We start from the raw sequence: 18,862 nt of genomic DNA, 5'->3' as shown, positions 1-18,862 counted from the left end.
CGTGATGGGCACAGATGCGATACATGGCGCGACAGCAGAGAATGCGGCGCGTTTCAGGGGTTTGGGCTTCATCACGATAGCAACCGGTGCGAATCGCTATCTGAAGCAGGCTGAGACCTTATCGTTGTCGTTGCGACGTAACATGCCGGGCGTACCGATTGCGATTGTGTCCGACAGCGAAACGATGCGCGCATACTGCGACGTGCTGATTCCGGTTGATCACTCGATGCCAATCGCGACTGCGCAAAAGCTGTTGCTGGACCGCTATTCGCCATTCGAAGAGACGTTCTTCATCGACTCGGACTGCATCGCAGCGCGCGATTTCGGCGATGAACTCGACGAGATTCGCCGCTATCCGATCACGCCGATCGTCGATCTGTTGACCCCGATCGACGGCACAGACGAGTATGTCGACGACTTGCGCGCCGCGCTGACGAAGGTCGGCGGCGAGGCGTTTCCCAAGTTCAACGGCGGCGTCTACTACTTCAGACGTTCGCCGGAAGCGACTGCGGTTTTTTCAGCGGCACGCGAGTACTTCAACGACTATCGGCACTACGGCTTAAGAGCATTCGACCGTGGCGGACCGGGCGATGAAACGGTGATCGCGCTCGCGCTGTCGAAACTCGGCTTCCTGAATCTGTACCGGGACGGTGGACGGCTGATGCGCACGCCGACCGGATTGAAAGGTACGCTGAATATCGACCCTATCGTCGGCTATTGCAGCTTCGAGCGATACGACGGTCTGGTGCATCCCGCGATCTGCCACTTTGCCGGGCCTTATCTACTGATGCCTGAGTACCGGCTGGCCGCGGCGTCGTTGCGTAACGGCATGTCGCGCGCTGAGTTGTCTTCCGTGGTGTGGATTCGGGCGACGTTCGGCGCGTGGGCTGCGACGGTCAAGCTGCTGATCAAGTACCGCATTGATGGTATCAAAAAGCGGCTATTCCGCGCGCTTGCCTTGAAGCAAGGGACGTGAGCTTGTACGGGTCTTCGACAGGAGCAGTGACATGAAAACGAACATGTTTCGACGGCGGGTGGCGAAGTCGATCGCGATCGCGCCGATGGTTGGCGGATTCGCTTCATTGAGCGGCGTCGCGCATGCACAGCCGCAGCCAAAATCAGTGGATCTGTTCGAAAAGCCTTTCTCGCCGCAGTCATTGTGGAATGCAAGGCCGCTGAATCCTGTGCTTGGAAATACGGCGATCCCCGCAACGAATAACCGGGCGTATCTGGAGCAGGGACAGTTTTCAAGCCGCGTGTTCGAGGCAACGTCGTCCGATCCGCCTGTCAGTATTGCCGGCGCTCAAGACGCTCACGGGCCGTGGGTGTCCGACGAATTGCGCCATCGCAACGTGGTGATTCCGCACTTTCCTGCGGATACGCAACCGGCGACGGGCACAGATGGTCACTGCGAAATCTATGATCGTGTGAGCGGATTGATTCACTCGTTCTACGGCATGAAGTACGACGCCAACGCCCGGATGTGGCGTGCCAAAAAGTACACGGTTGTCCAGGCGGGTGGCGGCGGTTGGGGCTCGCCCGAAAGACCCGACGGACCGCGCGCGGCGGGCGTATCGACTGCTGGGGGATTGTTGCGCATTCACGAAGCGGAATTGCTCGAGCTGTCTCATGCGATAGCCGTGGCCGCCGACGCCAACGTGCTGCGCAGTGGGCCGGTGTTTCCCGCGACGCTGGAAGACCGCGACGGCGGCACGCGTTACACGGGGCCGTTCGCGATGGGCACCCTGCTGATGTTGCCGCACGATTTCGACGAAGCGAGTTTGGCGTTCCCGCACGCGCGCGCCATTGCGCGCACGCTGAAGACATTCGGCGCGCGCCTGGTGGATCAGACGGTCGGCACGTTTGCGTTCTACGGCGAGATCGGCAGTGCGTGGTCGCAGTCGCGAAGCGGGACCGGCGCGCGGAACAGCGGTTGGGAGACGGATTTGACGCGCATACGCGATGCGCTGCGACCGGTGATGTCCGTTGAAGGATGGCTGGACGCGAACGGTGCGAGATTTGCGCCATCCGCATGGTCGGACATGAACCTGCTGTCGATGCGCGGACCGTGGACCTTTGCAAATGGAACCGGGCAGCCCACTTGTGAATTCGACACGACAAGCGGACTGCTCACGCTGCCCGCGTGCGATCAGCCGCTTGTGTTTCGAAAACTTCTTTACCTGAGAGACGACGCGTCGCCGGCAGGGTGGTTCAAATGGCAAGACTCGATGCGTTGGTACACGAACCCGCAAGCGGGAAGCGTCTATCGGATTATCGCGTCCGGTGCGGGCGAGTGTGAGGCCTCGTTCGAGATCCGGACCGGAGATGGCGCGCGGCGCCTTGGCGCAACGCGGTCTCTCAGACCGAGAGAAACCGACTCGATTGCCATACCGCGCGACGGTGCGCCGCTTTGCGTCGTTCATGTGCTGAAGCATCCGGGGCCTGCTGCTGCGATCCGTCTGGAAGTGCTCAAAGCTTAGTGGAAGTTGAAGTTGCATCTGAAGGTGAGAGGGCGGGGAATAAAAATGAAAGTTGCATACGTGGTCAATCAATACCCTAAGGTCAGCCATAGTTTTATTCGGCGGGAAATCCTTGCACTGGAGAGTCATGGCGTGCAGGTGTGCCGCTATGCGATACGCGGATGGACCGAGAATGTGGTGGACCCGACCGATATCGCCGAGCGCAACCTGACCGAATACCTGCTTCGCGGTGGACTGCTGCCGCTGCTGTTCGCGGTGCTCTATCAGCTGCTGGCCAATACGGGGCGCTTCTTTCGGGCACTGGGTCATACGCTGGGAATGGTGCGAAAAAGCGACCGCAGTGTTGCATTGCATATCATCACCCTAGCCGAAGCATGCCTTCTCGCGCGTCTGATGAAAGGTCGCGGCATCACGCATCTGCATGCGCATTTCGGCACCAATTCGACCGAGGTGGCGATGCATGCGTCGACGCTGTCGGGCATTCCGTATAGCTTTACAGTCCACGGTCCCGACGAGTTCGATAAGCCCGAATTCATCAAGCTCAGCAAGAAGGTGCGGCACGCGAAATTCGTCATTGCGATCAGCGATTTCTGCGCGAGTCAGATCTATCGATGGTGCGCGTATGAGGACTGGCAGAAAGTGGTGATCGTCCGATGCGGGATCGACGCGTCGTTCGGTGCGACCGGCTATGCGACGCCCGCGCATCCAAGGCGGCTCGTGTGTGTCGGCCGTCTTGCGGCGCAGAAAGGTCACATGTTGCTGGTGAGAGCGCTGGCAAATGTTATCGACGATATTCCCGATCTCGAACTGATGCTGATCGGCGATGGCGAAATGCGTGTGGAAATCGAGGCACTGATTCGCAACGAAGGGATCGAGCATGCCGTGCAAATTACTGGCTGGAAGGACACCGAGGGCGTCCGCGACGCATTGATCGCAGGGCGTGGCCTGGTGCTGGGCAGTTTTGCCGAAGGCTTGCCGATCGTGATCATGGAGGCCATGTCCCTCGGGCGGGCCGTGATTGCCGCGGATATCGCTGCGATTCCCGAACTCGTGCAGACCGATAAAACCGGCTGGCTTTACTCGCCCGGCTCGGTCGAGTCGCTGTCTGGCGCGATTCGCCAATGCATCGCCGCGCATGAAGACACGCATTCGGAAATGGGCGATCGTGGGCGGCGTCTGATCAAGGAGCGCCACGATCAGGCGCGGGAGGCCGGACTGTTGGCGCGGCTTTTTGCGGGGCAGTTGGAGCCGTCGAGCCTGAGGGGGTGGTGATGAGCGAGACTGCGAGTGCAATCTTGACGGTTGCCGTTCTGATCGTGTCGGTTCCTTCGGCGACGCTGTTCGTTCAGGTGATGGTGGCGACGTTCAAGCGGCGATCGTCTTGTGTGGACGAATTCGCAACGCCACCGCGCATCGCCGTCGTCGTGCCTGCGCACAATGAAACGAAGATGCTGGCGCAGTTGCTTGCCACGGTATTGCCGCAATTGCGCAGGCGGGATCGTGTCGTCGTGGTCGCAGACAACTGCACCGACGACACCGCCGACGTCGGCATGAAAGCGGGTGCGGAAGTACTCGTTCGCGCCGATGCGCAGCGCCGAGGCAAGGGTTTCGCGCTGGACTATGGCGTTGCGTATCTCGCGCAGTCCGGCGCGCCCGATGTCGTGATCTTCATCGACGCCGATTGCGAAGTCGCGCCGGGCGCGATCGGCAAGCTGGCGAAGCTCGCCTATGCGACAACGCGCCCGGTTCAGGCGCGCTATGCATTGAACGCGCCTCCGTCCGCAGGTCTTGGCGCGCGTGTATCGGCGTTCGCGGTGCGGTTGAAAAATCACGTTCGGCCGCTCGGCAATCTTGGACTCGCCGCACCCTGTTCGCTGAATGGCAGCGGAATGGCATTTCCATGGCCGGTGCTCTCCGGTGTTCAACTCGCAACGTCGAACATCGTGGAAGACCTCGCGCTTGGGATCGATCTGACACTGGCCGGACGGCCGCCGCTCTATTGTCCCGAGGCGCTTGTGACCAGTCCGCTTCCGTCGTCGGACACAGGACACCACGCGCAACGAAAGCGCTGGGAGCAGGGGCACCTGAGCACGATTGCGCATATGTTTCCGCGTTTGCTGCTATCGGCGATCATGCGTCGCTCGTGGACGTGTCTGGCAACGGCACTCGATCTCATTGTGGTGCCGTTGACCTTGCTGGTGTTTGCTCAGATAGCGTGCTTCGCCGTCAGTGCGTGTTTTCATGCATTGGGCGGCAGCGTGATCCCCGTGTTTATTCAATGCGTATCGCTGTGCTTGACGGCGAGCGCGATCGTCATGGCATGGTGGACGAGCGGTCGCGACCTGCTTGCCGGATCGGACGCGTTATATATCCCGCTGTATATGCTGCGCAAGGTACCGATGTATGTCAGTCTGATCGTCGGTCGTCGCGTGGGCTGGGTTCGTAGCGATCGGGAGTGATTTTGTGCCGTGTCTGATTTGCAGACCCGGCGGACTCTTCAATCGACAACTACCGTTCCATGCGAGCGGAAATCGCAATCTGCGCCGCATGCGCGACGAAGCTCACGCCGCCTAGCAGATACCGGCGCCACAGTCGCTTAGGTTCGAGAATCACGCGGAACAGCCATTCCAGTTTCAGCTGACGCCACACGCGCGGCGCGCGCGGAAAACGTCCCGCCATGAAGTCGAGGATCGCGCCGCCGTTGAGAATCACGCAAGGCTTGGCGATGCGCTCGGCCAGCAACGCGGCGACACCTTCCTGCTTGGGCATGCCCATGCCCAATACCACCAGATCCACGTCGAGCCCTTCGAGACGTTCGACATACGCTTGCGGATCCTGAAACCCGTCCATCGTTGCGACGACACGTGCGCCCTGGCGGCTAAAGGCTTCAGTGGCCTGCGACAGATACGGCTCGACGGTGCCGAACAGCGCAATCGAACGGCCCTCAAAAGCGCGAACGATTTGCGGAATCAGGTCGGTGCCGTTCATGTTGCCGCGCGGATCGATACCAAGCATACGCAAAAGAATGGAGACGCCGATACCGTCGCGGAAAATCAGATCCGATCGCGACAACGTTTCGGAAAACGCGGGATTTTTTTTAGCGAGCATCACAGCGTGCGCATTCACCCACGAAACAATAATGGGGTGCTCTGCAACGCTTTGCGTGGTGTTGATCATGTCGAAGACATGGTCTTCGTTATCGAGCAGATTGGTGTGGCTGAGCAGATCGCGAGTATTTCTGAATGGCAGTGCGTTGCTTGTCATAGTCGGTTTCGCGTATAGGTTGGCGGTCAAATCCGACGTGCGTCCGTCTTGTGTTGGCGCGACTCGAGCGGGTCGGCTATCCAGGGCGTCAAAACGTCAAGGCGTGACGAAGCGAGACGAGTGATTCGTCTGAAAGGCGGTGTGTCGGACGTAGCGTCTTGCTTAGGCGATCAGCGTGCTATGACGGGCGCTTTCGGATGAGTGCTGTTGTTTGGGCCCGTTGTGTGTATCGACGTAGATGTGTCATTTTTCTTTCCCCGGTGATTTATGTTGTCATTCGGACTGCCAGTTAAAGCTTTCAATCCTTGAACGCATGCCAAACTGCTTGCGTCAATAAACAGGATACGGATCGGCTTTCCATACCGGCGCATAGATTGCCGAAGCGTTGTCCGTGGTGCTGTATTGGCCGCCCGGATAGATGCCCGGTGCGCTCGCGTCGATGTTTTCCAGCGCGCGGTTCTTGCTGCCGGTCGCGCGTGCGCCCGCCCTGAGTGACGAGGTCGTGGCCATATACGAACCGGTGTCCGTGTCGGACTGGCCCATGTAGTCGCTAGAAGTCGGGTCGGTTGCCGAGCGGTTTTTGCTCCAGGCCGCACGCGAAGCAAACGTACCGGTCTTGCCTTTAAAGCTGGAGTCGAGAGTGCTGCGCGAGGTCGCGCTCGTAGATCGTCGTGATGTGCTGCCCTGATGTGTGCCTGTCGACGCAAATTTGGAAGACGGTGACAGGCTCGACTGACGAGGCATTAACGCGGTGTAGTCGCTCTCGGTGTCGGACGTGTCGTCGCTGTACGTGCCATATGTGGCAGCGTACGAACCCTTATCGGTAGACGACGAGCTCCAATCCGTTTGTGCGTGTGCGGTTCCCGCGTTACAAAGCGCGATCAGGAGCCACGCTGCGCGTGAAAGCCTTAGCGTGGGAATGTGGCGCTGAGAGTCGGATGGTGTTGACAGGTAATTGGATCGACGCATACCGGCACGCTTCAATGATTGCGAGAAACGGGATATGCGCTCGCGTCGAGCCATGGAAAGCTAGTTCGATCGCCAGATTGGCAAGGACTCCCCGTCGTCCCTTTGTCACTGATAAAAGCAGGTTGCGTGCCATAGCGCTTAAGCGGCGCAACATCGGCCGTTCTTAAGCGTCAAGGACTCGGCTAAGTGCTTTTAGTGTTTGTCGATATGGAATTAGACACGCGGAAGAACCATCCGCAGTGTCTAAAGTAGGGGCGTGTTACGGGGGACGTGTTACTACGTTACGGTTAAAGGGAACATCCTTTAGCGTCCGCGACGCGTCATGCAGAAGTCGAGGTTGATGAGTGAAACCGGTTTCTTGCGACTGGATGGTCCACGCCTTTCGCCTTGCAGACGAGGCGCAAATGGTCGATCAACCTAGACGCCTCCACCGAGGAATTGAAGCGCCTAACCACAGTCTCCCGAGCGGCAAGCGTGATAGCCGGCAAATCGAACTGCCCGCGACTGATCGCTTCGATGACCTTGGCCAATGCCTCGACATCGCGCTCGTCGACGAGGAACCCGGTTTGCCGATCGACGATCAGTTCGGGAATGCCGCTATGCCTTGAGGAGATGACGAGCAAGCCGGCCGCCATTGCTTCGATCAATGCGACGGGTATGCCTTCCATGTCGCCGGTGCTGGATGTGACGGACGGCAACAGGAATGCGTTCGCGTGACGCAACCGGCGTGCGACTTCCGAGTGCGCCTGTTTGCCGAGAAACTGTACGCGCTCCTCGACATTCAACGTTGCCACAAGCTGTCGAAGCGGTTCGAGCAATTCGCCGCCCCCGATGATGGTCAACTTCACCGGCGCGTCGATCATTGCCACCGCGCGAATCGTGTATTCGATGCCTTTCTTCTCCGTCAGCCGTCCCACGGCGAGCAGTTCGAACTGGCGGTTAGGTGGAACCGGGGGGGCATAGTCGAATCGATCGACGTCGATGCCCATGCGTACGACGTGTATTTTCCGGTGATCGCAACCCCATCCGCGGAGCCGCTCTGCCCAGAAGTCACTGACGGGCATGAACAAATCGCCCGACTCGAACAGCCTGCGATAGTGCGGAGCGTAGCGTTCCACGACCTCGGTCATGCTGACGTCGTAGCCGTGAAAGACGGTCCCTAAAGCGCCTTCGATCAAGCCCGCCTCGCGAAGATACTGTGCCGCGACGCCGGTTGGGCCGAAGTGCGCGACGATCGCGTCGTATCGACGGGCAGGGCCTTGATAGAACAGTTGTGCGATCTGCTTCGCGTGAGACACGAGCCCATGGCGAGTTGCCGCGATCGCCGCGCGCAACGCTTTGCGGCCGCGCGACGACAGCATCGCAACGACCGGAAACGCCAGGAGTGATGCGAGCTTCATGGCGCGGGTTACGCTGTCAGGCTGGACCGCGTGGACCGAAAACTCCGTTGCGATCGTTCTTAGGACATCCCGATCGCCTGGGCGGAGCGTTAACACTTCGACGTCGGCGCCCGCGAGCTTCAACGCATTCGCTTGCTCAATGACGAAGGTTTCGGAGAGGGTGGGAAATTGGGCAGCTACGATCAGGATACGCATGTCGGGGGCGGCCGGATTGGCTCGACGCTCGTGTGGAGAAGTGACGCGAACGATTTCGCGCACTGTTCTTCAGCAATAGTCATGCCAATTGGTAGGGCCTGTTTTCGTAACGCGTGCTCCGATCCCGCGCGTTAGGCCCTCTAAATCCCCCGGCATTGTTCCGCCTCAAACCGATCAAGCTCCCCAAGCAAATGCTCGATCTGGAATGTTTGCAAAGCGGTCAGAGAGAATTCATCCTGTATGCGTTGTAGTCGCTTTCGCCAATATGCTGGTAGCAGTACAGGTTCACCACGAAAGGCACGCAGCGACGGCGCCATCACACGCGCCACGTGCGCGATGTCTTCATCCATTGTCATGCAAGAACCCCGGAAGATCTCGTTGTTTAGTTTTGGCCTTGTTTTATGGGCGCGCTTGGGTGAGAGCGAGTTGGTTGTAGTGCGCAAGCGGCGACGCCAATGGTAAGAAATCGCAATTGTCCGGTCAAGCTTTCCGACCACCGTTCGCGTGGGTAGTGTGTCGAATATTCCCTTTAATTCAGGTTTTTTTGGATCACGCAAGGATTCCATGCGGTAGCTTGAGAAAAGTGTTGCTCAAAGCACGTTACCCCGCGGCGGAAGCGCGTCAGCCTGCGTCTGTTCGCCGGGCATCAACTCCGTTTCCGGATAACTGATCCGCACCGGCGGCACGAACCACGCGAGGCACAACCCGATCAACGCGGCGGCGCCTGCCACCAGAATGCCGATATGAATCGACTGCACGAGCGCATCACGCGCGGAATTCATCATCGCGTCGCCCGCATGCCCGGCGCTCACCAGACGATTGATCAACGCCGCCTGCTCCGCACGGTCCACTAGCAGCTCGGGGCTCGCAAACGATTTGAACCACTGCGTCGCCTGATACGAGGCGAGCGAGCGATGCACGCCCTGCGTGTAGAGATGCCCAAGCAACGCGCCCGTCATCACCGTGCCCAGCATCCCACCGAAAGTACGTAGCGATTGCAGCAGCGCAGTTGCCGCGCCGAGCTGGTCACGCGCAACGATCTGCTGTGAACAGACCGTCAGACTGGTTGCCACCAGACCGAGCCCGAGACCGCTGATGCCCATGCACGACATCCACACCAGGTGTGGCTCGGTACCTCTGAGTACGATTACGCTCAGACAGGCCAGCGCGGACAGCGCAAAGCCGACATACATGATGCCGTTCGCGCGGCGGATCCGTGTGACGATACGATTGTTCACCACGCTGCCGACCGTCGTACCGAGCAGCAGGGGCGTGATCAGCATGCCGGAGTCGTGCGCGGACATCGCATACCCGCCCTGAAACAGCAGAGGCACATAAAACACCAGAGAAAACAGCGCGAAACCACCGAGCACCGACATCGCGAAGAGCGCGGAGAGCTTGCGGTCCAACAGCATATCCACCGGAATGATCGGATACTTAATCCTCCGCTCCCATAGCCACAGCGTCAGTGCGAAACTCGCCGCAACGACGGCCAGCACGATTGTTATCGTGTCGACGCCGTACTTCGGAAACAATTCGATCAGCAATTGCAGCGCGCCGAACGTGACCGCGATCACGAACGCGCCGAGCCAGTCGAGCCGCACGGGGCCCTTCTGCCGCAGGTGGTGCAGCGGCGGCAAGAAGCGCTGCACGAACAGCAGCGACACGACGCCAACCGGTACGTTGACGAAGAACACCAGCCGCCAGCCGCCGAATTGCGTGAGCATGCCTCCGAGCGTCGGCCCGAACATATTGGCGACCCCGAACGCGGACGTGACGAACACGAGCCAGCGCAGCCGCAGCTTCGGATTGGGAAACAGATCGGCGACGGTGGCGAACACCGTGCCGATCAGAATGCCGCCGCCAATCCCTTGCAGACCCCGAGAGATGACTAGCAACAGCATGCTGGTGGCGAACCCGCACAGTACAGACGCGCCGGTAAACAGCAGAATCGCAGCGATCAGAAACGGCTTGCGGCCGAACAGATCACCCAGCCGCCCGAAGATCGGAATGGTGATCACCGAAGCCAGCATGTAAGCCGTCGCGACCCATGCGTACAGATCGAAGCCCTTCAGATCGGCGACGATGCGCGGCAGTGCGGTGCCGACAATGGTTTGATCGAGCGCCACCAGCATCGAGACGAAGGCGATACCGAGCATCGCCAGCAGCGACTCGCGAAACGGCAGGAGTTGTCCGCTGGGTTGAGGCTTGTCGAGGCTGGGCGTCATGATCGTCTTATTTGCTCACTGGCTTGCGCACTTATTTGCGTGCTGCCTGATGCGCGCCCAATGCCGCGCCGAGATCCTCGTCAGTCATCGCGGGGACGATGCTCATCGTCAGTAAATCGCCCCAGTCGAGCGACAGCGCCGCCAGTCCGCGCGTATCTTCCGCCTCGACGACCGCAAAGCCATGCAATCCGCCGACCGCATGCCAGCGCCCCAGCAGTTTGACGCCTTCAGGCGCTTGGGCGCCGGTTTTCATGAAGCGCTCGATGACAGAATTTTCCGCCGTCGGGAGGCCATCCCATTGCACGATGAATTTCATTACGTGTCTCCAAATATGAATTGGCGATGCCGGCTCGTGGCGCGCCGTCATCGCCGCTCGTGCTGCGTGACGCTTTTACATGCCCCGCGCCGCAAACACTTCTGCGCCAAGGTGCCGTCCGAATAGCGCGTGCTATCCGAGAATGGCATAAACCCACGTGGCATCCTAAATATCATAGGTGAGCGCACGGTCGATAACGTCGCCGCGTGCGGACATTCACCAGGTCAATCGAACAAGTCGAGCGCCGCCGGGAAAGCGCGGCGGCCGCGCTTGTTTCCAATTGCAGGCATCTCGCGCGTCCTACAAGAGGGACCTTCAAATACGGCTGTCGACGATGTCGGTATCGATCTGGTTCGAAGCGCGCCATGCAGTGTGCCGGCACGACCGGCACGCATATGCACGGCAAGCGGAACAGGCGCAAATGCATCAAACGAAAACGGCACGCGCGTTAAGCGCGTGCCGTTGCGGCGAGTGTCTGAGCCGGTGTCTAGCGGCGCGGCGAATTGCGCTGCGCTGCGGCGGTGGGCATATCGGCAATGGTCTGATGCGCCGCGGGAAAACCCGGCGGATAGTCGACGACGCGTGCCGAACCCGGCACCAACTGGACGGCGATACTCGCACGCGCACCGATCCGTGCGCCGCCGACAATGGCGGCCATCGCCTGGCGGTCGAGTTCGACGCTGTCGGTGAGGTCCTTGATAACGAGCTTTGCCATGGCGGCTCCAGGGAAGCGACTGAGCCAGCGGCCGGTGTGATTCTCCAGCCGCCGCCCGGGTATGTCTTTAAGTGTGCTGAGGTCTCGTCGCACTATCAGTATAGGAAATCTGCTTGCGGCTCGCCTGTTCGATGTGAGCAGGCAGCAGTAGGGAAGCCCCCGGTCCTTCGCTACTGCAAGCCGTTAAACGTTGGCATAATTGGCGCCCCACAGCGACGGGCTGACATGGTGATTCTCCACAGGTGCGCGGAAGACAGGCGTGATCGGAGCGAAGCGGAAATTGCCGAGGGCCTCTCCGCTTCGCCGAATCAGGCTCTAGACGTGGATGTTGTTGCTCGACGTGACGAAGGGGGTGATCGACGAGGTGATGCCTGCGGAGAACGCAACGTTGTTGCCGTTGGCGCTCTGGATATTCATCTCGTTGCTGATCAACTGCGTAGCGTCGACATTCTTGCTGTTGTTCGGCGCGACCACCGGGCTGAAGTTGAAGTACGACGTGCTGGGGTAGTCGTAGCCGTAGCCGCCACGCACGGCGCTCATGGCCTTGCTGTCGAGTTGTTCGGTGATGGACAGGTCTTTGATCATCAGCGTGTTCATGGTAAATATCCTGGAAGGGAACATCACAGTCTTGCGGTTGGGTTCGAGCATCTTGTCTGCTCGAGTGTCACTAACGCATGGGCTGTGCCAGTTTTATTCTCGCCTCCTAAGAAAGTTGACGGAGGCTTGATGCACAAGGCTTTCGCGTCACGCCGCCGCGTCGAAGCCGCAGTACGGCCACTGGCAGACAACTGGCTGCTGATGGCGCCCACCCAACAACGCGCCGGATTCTGTTGAATGTCGCAAGACACTCGCCGGCAATGCACGCAGCGGGGCAATCCTGGTTTGCGAAAGCGTGGGTCGGGAGCTAGTATCGAAGCGGCACATGTAACTGGTTACGACAGGTTTTCTATCAGCCCGAAAGGCTCCGGTCGCGTGCGATCCGGCCCAACGGCAGCGGGGGCGCTTCGCACAAATGGCTAGCCTTGCGCATGTGATTCGCGACTATCAGAGCGGCGAGCTGTCACGTGACGAGTTCATCGCTCAACTCGACAGCACGTTGACGACCGATGGACTCGGTCCCACGCAGCTGCTGGAAATGCTCGGCGTAGCGCATCGCAAATCTCCGTTGCCCGACGATCTCTACGCCGAAGTACGGCGGCGCATCGAACAGTTGCGCGTCTCGAACGTGGCGGCGGGGGGCGAAGAAACCGGCATACAGACCACCGTCGAGATACCGTCAGTACGCTCGACGAGTGGGGCGAGTGGGGCGAGTGGGTCGAACCCTGCAGGCTCGGCAAGCGCAGCGAATGCCGCCGGTGCGCCGGGGCATGATCAGATCAAAGGCACCGGCGATACGCTGAACAACCGCTTCGTCCTCGAGGAATGTCTTGGCGTCGGCGGGATGGGCACGGTGTACAAAGCGCTCGATATGCGCAAGCTCGAGGCGTCGGATCGCAAACCGTATGTCGCGATCAAGGTGCTCAACGTCCAGTTCCGCGGCAACCCGAATTCGCTCGTCGCGCTGCAACGCGAGGCGCGCAAAGCGCAGGTGCTCGCGCACCGCAACATCATCACGGTGTACGACTTCGACCGCGACGGACCGATCGTCTACCTGACGATGGAGTACCTCACCGGCAAGCCGCTCAGCCAGCTATTGCGCACGCCGGGCTATAAGGGAATGCCGGTTCGCGCCGCGCTACCAATTGTGCGCGGCATGTGCAATGCGCTCGCCTATGCGCACGAGCACGGCTTCGTGCATTGCGATTTCAAGCCCGCCAACGTCTTTCTCACGACGAATGCCGAAGTGAAGGTAATCGACTTCGGCATCGCCCGCGTGTTCCAGCGGCCGGAGGAGGAGAGCGATGCGACGGTGTTCGATCCCGGCAGCCTCGGCGCGTTGACGCCCGCCTATGCGAGTCCGGAAATGATCGAGCATCGCGAGCCGGACCCGCGTGACGATATCTACGCGCTTGGGTGCATTACCTACGAGTTGTTGACGGGCCACCATCCGTTCGACCGATTGTCGGCAACGCAGGCTCGCAATGCTGACTTCAAGCCGCAGCGGCCACCCAATCTCGATGCGAAGCAATGGCGCGCGTTGCGTGCCGCGCTTTCGTTCGATCGCAACACGCGCATGCCGAGCGTCGCGCGTTTCATCGCGGAGTTCGACAACGAAGCACGCGCGGAGAAGTCGGGTACGTTGGTCAAGGCGGGGTTCGCGGGTTTCGCCGTGGTGTGTGCCGCGGCGGTTGGCGTGTTTGCTTTGCGGTCAGCGCCGAATCGTCAGAGTGCCACGCAGCCGGCCGCGGCTGCTTCGGAGGCGTCAGCGGATCAAGCGGCTTCGGTGGCGCCTGTTGCTGCCGCAACGGTAGCGAGTGCACCTGAGTCCCCCTCAAGTGCCGGTCCAATCGCCGCGCCACCCGTGGCACCACCCCCAGCACAACCTCCTGCGCCGCCCGCGCCCAAACCCGCGCTGACCTTAGCCGCTGTCGCGCCTGTGCTGGCGCAGGTGCCGTGTTCGGCGCTGTCCGCTTCTGCGCAAGACCATTCATTGACGGTGCGCGGCTACGTCTCGCAACGCTACGGCGCTGCGCATTTGAAAGACACCTTGGCGGCGTTGCCGGGCGTCGACACGCTGGCGCTCCAGGTCGAGCCGCTCGCCGACGACAAATGCGACACGGTCAAAGCGCTCGCGCCCTACTGGACCCGCAACTGGCAAACAGGCCACGTTGCGTCGCTGCATGTGCGGCCGCCCGGCGGCCAGTTGAGCGAAGGCGATCCTCTAGTCGTCGATGTGACGACGCCCGGTTACGACTCGTACGTGAACCTCGACTACTACCAGCTCGACGGCAGCGTCGTGCATATGGTGCCGAGCCCGCGTGCGAAGGACAATCAGGCGCCTCCGCACTATGCGGCCACCGTCGGCAGCGCGGGTGACTGGACTATTTCGAAGCCGTTTGGATCGGAGATGGTGGTGCTTCTGATCACGCCGACGCAGCTATTCGATAAGCCGCGGCCCGAAAGCGAATCACGCGCCGATTATCTGCGCGCACTGGATACGCGACTTGCGCAGATCGCCGGCAAATATGGTCAGGATCATATCGTCGCCGATTTCGCGCCGATCACGACGAAGCCGCGCACGCCTTGAGGGACGCGAAGCCCCCGCTACCCCAGTTGCCCCCGCATCACTTAATATCCTTGACCACCCTAAACCCATCCTGCGACTGGCGCACGCTCGCACTGTATTTGAAGCGCGTCGCGCTAAGCATGTAGCCCCCACCTTCGCGCCACGAACCGCCGCGAATCACCCGCATGTCGCAGCCGGGGCTGTCCCACGCGTGGCCGTCGGCGGGCGCGCCCTGGTAGGAGTTGTGCCAGCAATCGGCGACCCACTCCCAGACGCTGCCGTTCATGTCATACAGGCCGACCGGATTCGGCGCGAACGAGCCGGCGGTCTCGGGGCCTTCCTTGTGCCAGGGATCGCCGCAGTCCTTGCAGTTGGCGTTGCCCTTGCGCATCTGATCGCCCCACCAGTAAGCCGTCGTGGTGCCGCCACGGTCCGCGTATTCCCATTCGGCCTCGGTGGGCAAGCGGTACGGTTTGCCGGTCGTTTTGCTCAGCCATTTCACGTACTGTTGAGCGTCGTCCCAACTGAGGTCGCGTGCCGGCGCAGCTTTGTTCGTATTACTTTCGGGCGTCAGCTTTTGACAGGCGTTCGCTGCGACGCACGCATTCCATTGCTCGACGGTCACAGCGTATTTGCCGATCGCGAACGGCGCGCCGATGGCCACGTGATGGACGGGCTTTTCGGAGGGGTCGTCGGTGCTGCTGCCCATCGAGAACACGCCCGCAGGCAGGGCGATCATGATCGGGCAGGTGGCGCAATCGCGGTTTTCGCCCGCGCCCGGTGGATGCGCCGTGGCCTTTTGCGCGACTGCTGGCGCGGCAGGGGCCGCGGGTGGGGCGGTCGTTGTAGTTGGCGTCGGAGTCGGCGTTGGCGCGGCGGCGTGTGGGTGGTCTTGTGGCGCAGCGCTGGCGGGTGGGGTTGGCCGCGCGACTTGCGGTGACGGTGCAACCGGCGGTGCAACAGATGGAGAAGCGGATGGCGCACTCGCCGATGCCGCAGCGCGCAACCGGTCGATGCGTGCGTGGGCAAGCGTGGCGAAGCGGCCGTTCGGATAGGCCTTCAAATAGGCCTCGTAATCGCTCGGGTAGTTGCTGTCCTTAATGGAATTCCAGAAGGTGATTTCGTATTGTTCGCTGCTGTCCTTTGGCAGAATGCCTCTGCTGTGCAGCACGACAATTGGGTCGACGCTGGTAACGGATATGAGCGCCGCGCTAGCGCCACGAGATACCGGCTCGCTCAGGCTCGCGTTCTTGGCGAGCGATGACGCGATCCACGGCGTCTGCTCACCGCCAGTAACAGCGCTAACTCTCGTCGCGACACGATGAAACAATCCGGCAAGATCCTGTGACGAAGAAGCGTCATTGAGCACATGCAGCAATGCGTTCGTATAGACGCCATGATGCACGCCGTCCGCGGCAAACCCACCCGGCGCCGTTGCATAAGCCACCACGGTATTGGCGGGCAGTGCGGACGTATCGAGCGTTACGTCGCTGGAGAACGGGTTGTTCAGGCACGTATCGAGAATCACGAGATTGAGCGCGCCGGCGCGCGGCGCGCGCATCGCCTGCAATACGGTATTCAAATCGACGCCCTCGCTGACCAGTCGCGCCGGCGAGCGAGCATCGAGGCCGGCTGGTACGAGCAGCGTCTGCCGTCCGATTTGCAAACCGTGTCCGGCGAAATAGAAGAGTCCAATGCCGCCTTTTTGCAGACGCTGGCGGAATTCGCTGATGGCTTGCCGCATGTGCTCCGGCGTCGCATCGGTGCGCATGATGACGTCGAAACCGTCCGCACGCAGCGTGTCGCGCATGGCTTCGGCGTCGCGCAGCGCATTATCGCTAACCGGGTCTGTGTGATGGCCGTACGCGCCGTTGCCGATCACCAGCGCGATGCGCGCCGTCTGCGTCTTGTTATTTTGCAGTGTGAGCGGTGCGATGAACGTAGCCGTCGTACGCGTAGCGGCAGCGCCATGCTCCGCGCCGTCGCGCTGCGCCGCGGCAAAAACAGTGCCCCAATGCGCCTGAATCGCCCCGGCCATGCACACCAGCAGGAATGTTCGCCACATATTCGTATCCTGTTTGTTCCGGACAGAACATAGGGTTTCGACGACCGCGACGCCCGCATCAGCAGTTGGAGTGGATCGGGCGCAGCATCGATGCTGCTATCGACTCTCCATCGACAACCTATGAATAACGATAGCACGCGGTTTGCGCGTAACAACAGTCCGCGCATCGTCATTGCGTTATACGGTTAACGAGTGTGGCGTATCTTTTTGGCAAGTTACGTCCTAAGCTAATTCACAAAGTAGGGCAGTACGCCCGTTTTAATAATGCTGCCGCTCATTGACGTAAACCCGCGACGTGAATCCGTCACGTGAACCCACGTGAAACGACGCGAGTATCCACGACATCCAGCCGGAGCGTCCGGCCTGCGCTTTGCGCAGCCGAGGCGGCTATGACTTTTCTTCGGGAGAGTGCGCAATGCGAAGAACCCCTCCACTCGGCGTGCTCGACCTACGTCATGGAACGAAGGCAACGCTTGCAGCGTTCTGCACCGCCTGGTGCGCCACGCTTTTCCTCTCGCTCGGTATCGCGTCGCTGTCGGACTCCGCGCTTGCCGAACAGACGCCTTCGCCGCCGGGCGCCGAGGAATACATCATCTGGCCGTCGGACGGCACGGTGATTCACGGCGGCAAGCTGTGGGTCCGCATGGGTCTGCGCAACATGGGTGTGTGCCCGAAGGGTGTGGCGATCCCGAACACCGGGCATCACCATCTGCTGATCGACACCGACCTGCCGCCGCTCGACCAGGAAATTCCGTCGGACCGCAATCACCTGCATTTCGGTGCGGGTGAGACGGACGCGCGCGTCGAGTTGCCGCCGGGCAAGCACACCCTGCAACTCATTCTCGGCGACCACAACCACGTGCCGCACGTGCCGCCGGTGTATTCGAAGAAGATCACCATCACCGTACTAAAAGACTAGCTGTCCCGTTCATTCAAGGCGGGTCCGTCAGGACGGAGAGACCAACATGTACAAGATCATCGCGCTCGCGGCGCTTGTGGCACTTGCGACATTGGCGTCACTGGCCTCGCCGAATTTCGCCATGGCCGGCACGACACCATCGCCACCCGGAGCGCACCTCTACATCGGCTATCCGAACGATGGACAGGTAGTGCCGGCCAATAAACCGTTTCGGGTATGGTTCGGCTTGCGGTATATGGGCGTGGCGCCGAAAGGCGTCAAGTATCCGAATACGGGGCACCACCATCTGCTGATCGACACCGACCTGCCGCCGATGGACCAGGAAATTCCCTCGGATCGCAACCATCTGCATTTCGGCGCGGGTGAAACGGAAACGATGATTCAACTGCCGCCCGGCAAGCACACGTTGCAACTGCTGTTGGGCGACGACATGCACATGCCGCACAATCCGCCGGTGTACTCGAAGAAGATCACCGTCATTGCGCGCTAACGGGGTATCGGCGCAACGGGGCTTTTCCGCTTTAGTGTCACGTTGCAACCAACACTGCCACGCGCGTTGTTGGTTGCGATCCGCCAGCTCCAACCTGTCGCTTCGCAGCCGTCGCGCTGCGTCCAGCGGCTTACCTTCCCCGAAGTCCTTTATCTACAGCCATCCGGAAGATTTCTTGGGATCGGAAATCATAGCTGGCACAGCCCATGCGTTAGTGACACTCGAGCAGACAAGATGCTGGAACCCAACCGCAGAACTGTGCTGTTTCCCTTCCAGGAGATTTACCATGAACACGCTGATGATCAAAGACCTGTCCATCACCGCACAACTCGACAGCAAGGCCATGAGCGCCGTGCGTGGCGGCTACGGCTATCCGTCGTCGTCGTTTTTCAACTTCATGCCTCTGTATGCGCCGAACAACAGCAAGAATGTCATCGCCACGCAGTTGATCAGCAACGAAATGAACATTCAGAGCGCCAACGGCAACAACGCAGCGTTCGTCACCGGTGCGACCACCACGATCGACCCGCATGTGAGCTCGAGCAACAACATCAACATGTATTGAACGGCGCAGGCCGCCGTGGAGGCTTTCAAGCCTTCGCGGGACGCGCAACCTCAGCGCGTCAAAAAGATTTCGCATCCAATCGTTCTTTCC

At 60.5% G+C, this 18,862-nt stretch carries 17 protein-coding genes and 1 pseudogene; 8 read left to right on the top strand and 10 right to left on the bottom strand.

All coding sequences use genetic code 11. From position 1 onward, the window contains the following. The first annotated feature begins 4 nt into the window (after positions 1 to 4). The 4 genes from GNZ13_RS25800 to GNZ13_RS25785 are packed head-to-tail and all read left to right on the top strand — an operon-like array spanning position 5 to position 4,939. Positions 5 to 976, top strand: a complete 972-nt coding sequence (locus tag GNZ13_RS25800) for a hypothetical protein (protein ID WP_172169684.1) — start codon at positions 5 to 7, stop codon at positions 974 to 976. 31 nt (positions 977 to 1,007) lie between these two features. Next, positions 1,008 to 2,480: a hypothetical protein gene (locus GNZ13_RS25795; RefSeq protein ID WP_172169681.1), complete on the top strand. Its 1,473-nt coding sequence runs from the start codon at positions 1,008 to 1,010 to the stop codon at positions 2,478 to 2,480. 45 nt (positions 2,481 to 2,525) lie between these two features. Then, on the top strand, positions 2,526 to 3,752 hold the full coding sequence (locus tag GNZ13_RS25790; RefSeq protein ID WP_172169679.1) for a glycosyltransferase: 1,227 nt from the start codon (positions 2,526 to 2,528) through the stop codon (positions 3,750 to 3,752). Continuing rightward, positions 3,752 to 4,939, top strand: a complete 1,188-nt coding sequence (locus GNZ13_RS25785; protein WP_172169677.1) for a glycosyltransferase family 2 protein — start codon at positions 3,752 to 3,754, stop codon at positions 4,937 to 4,939. Before GNZ13_RS25790 ends, GNZ13_RS25785 begins: the two co-directional genes overlap by 1 nt. Positions 4,940 to 4,988: 49 nt before the next feature. Here the strand turns inward: GNZ13_RS25785 and GNZ13_RS25780 are convergent, their stop codons facing one another. The 8 genes from GNZ13_RS25780 to GNZ13_RS25745 form a co-directional block, all read right to left on the bottom strand. Further along, positions 4,989 to 5,744: a WecB/TagA/CpsF family glycosyltransferase gene (locus GNZ13_RS25780; protein ID WP_172169675.1), complete on the bottom strand. Its 756-nt coding sequence runs from the start codon at positions 5,742 to 5,744 to the stop codon at positions 4,989 to 4,991. A gap of 330 nt (positions 5,745 to 6,074) precedes the next feature. Beyond that, entirely contained in the window at positions 6,075 to 6,287 is a 213-nt protein-coding gene (locus GNZ13_RS25775; RefSeq protein ID WP_172169673.1) for a hypothetical protein, read from the bottom strand. Positions 6,288 to 7,033: 746 nt separating this feature from the next. After that, the gene (locus GNZ13_RS25770; protein WP_172169671.1) at positions 7,034 to 8,308 is read right to left on the bottom strand and encodes a glycosyltransferase; all 1,275 of its coding nucleotides are present in this window, start codon (positions 8,306 to 8,308) and stop codon (positions 7,034 to 7,036) included. Positions 8,309 to 8,448: 140 nt separating this feature from the next. Then, the gene (locus GNZ13_RS52685; protein WP_236002187.1) at positions 8,449 to 8,874 is read right to left on the bottom strand and encodes a hypothetical protein; all 426 of its coding nucleotides are present in this window, start codon (positions 8,872 to 8,874) and stop codon (positions 8,449 to 8,451) included. 24 nt (positions 8,875 to 8,898) lie between these two features. Further along, entirely contained in the window at positions 8,899 to 10,536 is a 1,638-nt protein-coding gene (locus GNZ13_RS25760) for an MFS transporter (protein ID WP_172169669.1), read from the bottom strand. Positions 10,537 to 10,567: 31 nt separating this feature from the next. Further along, positions 10,568 to 10,903, bottom strand: coding sequence for a DUF3303 domain-containing protein (locus GNZ13_RS25755; protein WP_328807289.1), 336 nt, complete (start codon positions 10,901 to 10,903; stop codon positions 10,568 to 10,570). 436 nt (positions 10,904 to 11,339) lie between these two features. Beyond that, the gene (locus tag GNZ13_RS25750) at positions 11,340 to 11,567 is read right to left on the bottom strand and encodes a hypothetical protein (RefSeq protein ID WP_172169667.1); all 228 of its coding nucleotides are present in this window, start codon (positions 11,565 to 11,567) and stop codon (positions 11,340 to 11,342) included. Between the two features lie 315 nt (positions 11,568 to 11,882). Further along, entirely contained in the window at positions 11,883 to 12,164 is a 282-nt protein-coding gene (locus tag GNZ13_RS25745) for a hypothetical protein (RefSeq protein ID WP_172169664.1), read from the bottom strand. Between the two features lie 415 nt (positions 12,165 to 12,579). On the opposite strand from GNZ13_RS25745, the gene GNZ13_RS25740 reads away from it, so the two are divergent. Next, positions 12,580 to 14,754, top strand: a complete 2,175-nt coding sequence (locus GNZ13_RS25740; RefSeq protein WP_172169661.1) for a serine/threonine protein kinase — start codon at positions 12,580 to 12,582, stop codon at positions 14,752 to 14,754. A gap of 37 nt (positions 14,755 to 14,791) precedes the next feature. Here GNZ13_RS25740 and GNZ13_RS54360 read toward each other — a convergent pair whose 3' ends face one another. Further along, positions 14,792 to 16,063 (bottom strand): formylglycine-generating enzyme family protein, encoded by a 1,272-nt coding sequence (locus tag GNZ13_RS54360; RefSeq protein WP_407945665.1) that lies wholly within the window; start codon positions 16,061 to 16,063, stop codon positions 14,792 to 14,794. Then, a pseudogene (locus GNZ13_RS54355) lies at positions 16,040 to 16,771 on the bottom strand (caspase family protein); the annotation flags it as partial. The gene GNZ13_RS54360 and the pseudogene GNZ13_RS54355, both read right to left, overlap by 24 nt. Positions 16,772 to 17,213: 442 nt before the next feature. Here GNZ13_RS54355 and GNZ13_RS25730 point away from each other — a divergent pair. From GNZ13_RS25730 to GNZ13_RS25720, 3 genes are all read left to right on the top strand, one after another. Next, positions 17,214 to 17,717 carry a DUF4399 domain-containing protein gene (locus GNZ13_RS25730; protein WP_172169655.1) on the top strand — a complete coding sequence of 168 codons (504 nt, stop codon included), beginning with the start codon at positions 17,214 to 17,216 and terminating at the stop codon, positions 17,715 to 17,717. 46 nt (positions 17,718 to 17,763) lie between these two features. Beyond that, complete coding sequence (locus tag GNZ13_RS25725) at positions 17,764 to 18,207, top strand: DUF4399 domain-containing protein (RefSeq protein WP_172169652.1); 444 nt, start codon at positions 17,764 to 17,766, stop codon at positions 18,205 to 18,207. A 286-nt stretch (positions 18,208 to 18,493) separates the two neighbouring features. Further along, on the top strand, positions 18,494 to 18,772 hold the full coding sequence (locus GNZ13_RS25720; RefSeq protein ID WP_172169649.1) for a hypothetical protein: 279 nt from the start codon (positions 18,494 to 18,496) through the stop codon (positions 18,770 to 18,772). The last annotated feature ends 90 nt before the right edge of the window (positions 18,773 to 18,862 follow it).

Source organism: Paraburkholderia elongata, from assembly GCF_013177735.1.
Taxonomy (GTDB): domain Bacteria; phylum Pseudomonadota; class Gammaproteobacteria; order Burkholderiales; family Burkholderiaceae; genus Paraburkholderia; species Paraburkholderia elongata.
The sequence above is the reverse complement of the archived record's forward strand: the minus strand, read 5'-3'. Positions and strand labels throughout refer to the sequence as shown.

What these genes read in the sequence shown, in the direction of transcription:
- GNZ13_RS52685 (WP_236002187.1), bottom strand. Translation starts at nt 8,874, where the DNA reads ATGGAATCCTTGCGTGATCCAAAAAAACCTGAATTAAAGGGAATATTC.
- GNZ13_RS25800 (WP_172169684.1), top strand. Translation starts at nt 5, where the DNA reads ATGGGCACAGATGCGATACATGGCGCGACAGCAGAGAATGCGGCGCGT.
- GNZ13_RS25755 (WP_328807289.1), bottom strand. Translation starts at nt 10,903, where the DNA reads ATGACGGCGCGCCACGAGCCGGCATCGCCAATTCATATTTGGAGACAC.
- GNZ13_RS25745 (WP_172169664.1), bottom strand. Translation starts at nt 12,164, where the DNA reads ATGAACACGCTGATGATCAAAGACCTGTCCATCACCGAACAACTCGAC.
- GNZ13_RS25740 (WP_172169661.1), top strand. Translation starts at nt 12,580, where the DNA reads ATGGCTAGCCTTGCGCATGTGATTCGCGACTATCAGAGCGGCGAGCTG.
- GNZ13_RS25770 (WP_172169671.1), bottom strand. Translation starts at nt 8,308, where the DNA reads ATGCGTATCCTGATCGTAGCTGCCCAATTTCCCACCCTCTCCGAAACC.
- GNZ13_RS25720 (WP_172169649.1), top strand. Translation starts at nt 18,494, where the DNA reads ATGAACACGCTGATGATCAAAGACCTGTCCATCACCGCACAACTCGAC.
- GNZ13_RS25760 (WP_172169669.1), bottom strand. Translation starts at nt 10,536, where the DNA reads ATGACGCCCAGCCTCGACAAGCCTCAACCCAGCGGACAACTCCTGCCG.
- GNZ13_RS25775 (WP_172169673.1), bottom strand. Translation starts at nt 6,287, where the DNA reads ATGGGCCAGTCCGACACGGACACCGGTTCGTATATGGCCACGACCTCG.
- GNZ13_RS25785 (WP_172169677.1), top strand. Translation starts at nt 3,752, where the DNA reads ATGAGCGAGACTGCGAGTGCAATCTTGACGGTTGCCGTTCTGATCGTG.
- GNZ13_RS25780 (WP_172169675.1), bottom strand. Translation starts at nt 5,744, where the DNA reads ATGACAAGCAACGCACTGCCATTCAGAAATACTCGCGATCTGCTCAGC.
- GNZ13_RS25790 (WP_172169679.1), top strand. Translation starts at nt 2,526, where the DNA reads ATGAAAGTTGCATACGTGGTCAATCAATACCCTAAGGTCAGCCATAGT.
- GNZ13_RS25730 (WP_172169655.1), top strand. Translation starts at nt 17,214, where the DNA reads ATGCGAAGAACCCCTCCACTCGGCGTGCTCGACCTACGTCATGGAACG.
- GNZ13_RS25750 (WP_172169667.1), bottom strand. Translation starts at nt 11,567, where the DNA reads ATGGCAAAGCTCGTTATCAAGGACCTCACCGACAGCGTCGAACTCGAC.
- GNZ13_RS25725 (WP_172169652.1), top strand. Translation starts at nt 17,764, where the DNA reads ATGTACAAGATCATCGCGCTCGCGGCGCTTGTGGCACTTGCGACATTG.
- GNZ13_RS25795 (WP_172169681.1), top strand. Translation starts at nt 1,008, where the DNA reads ATGAAAACGAACATGTTTCGACGGCGGGTGGCGAAGTCGATCGCGATC.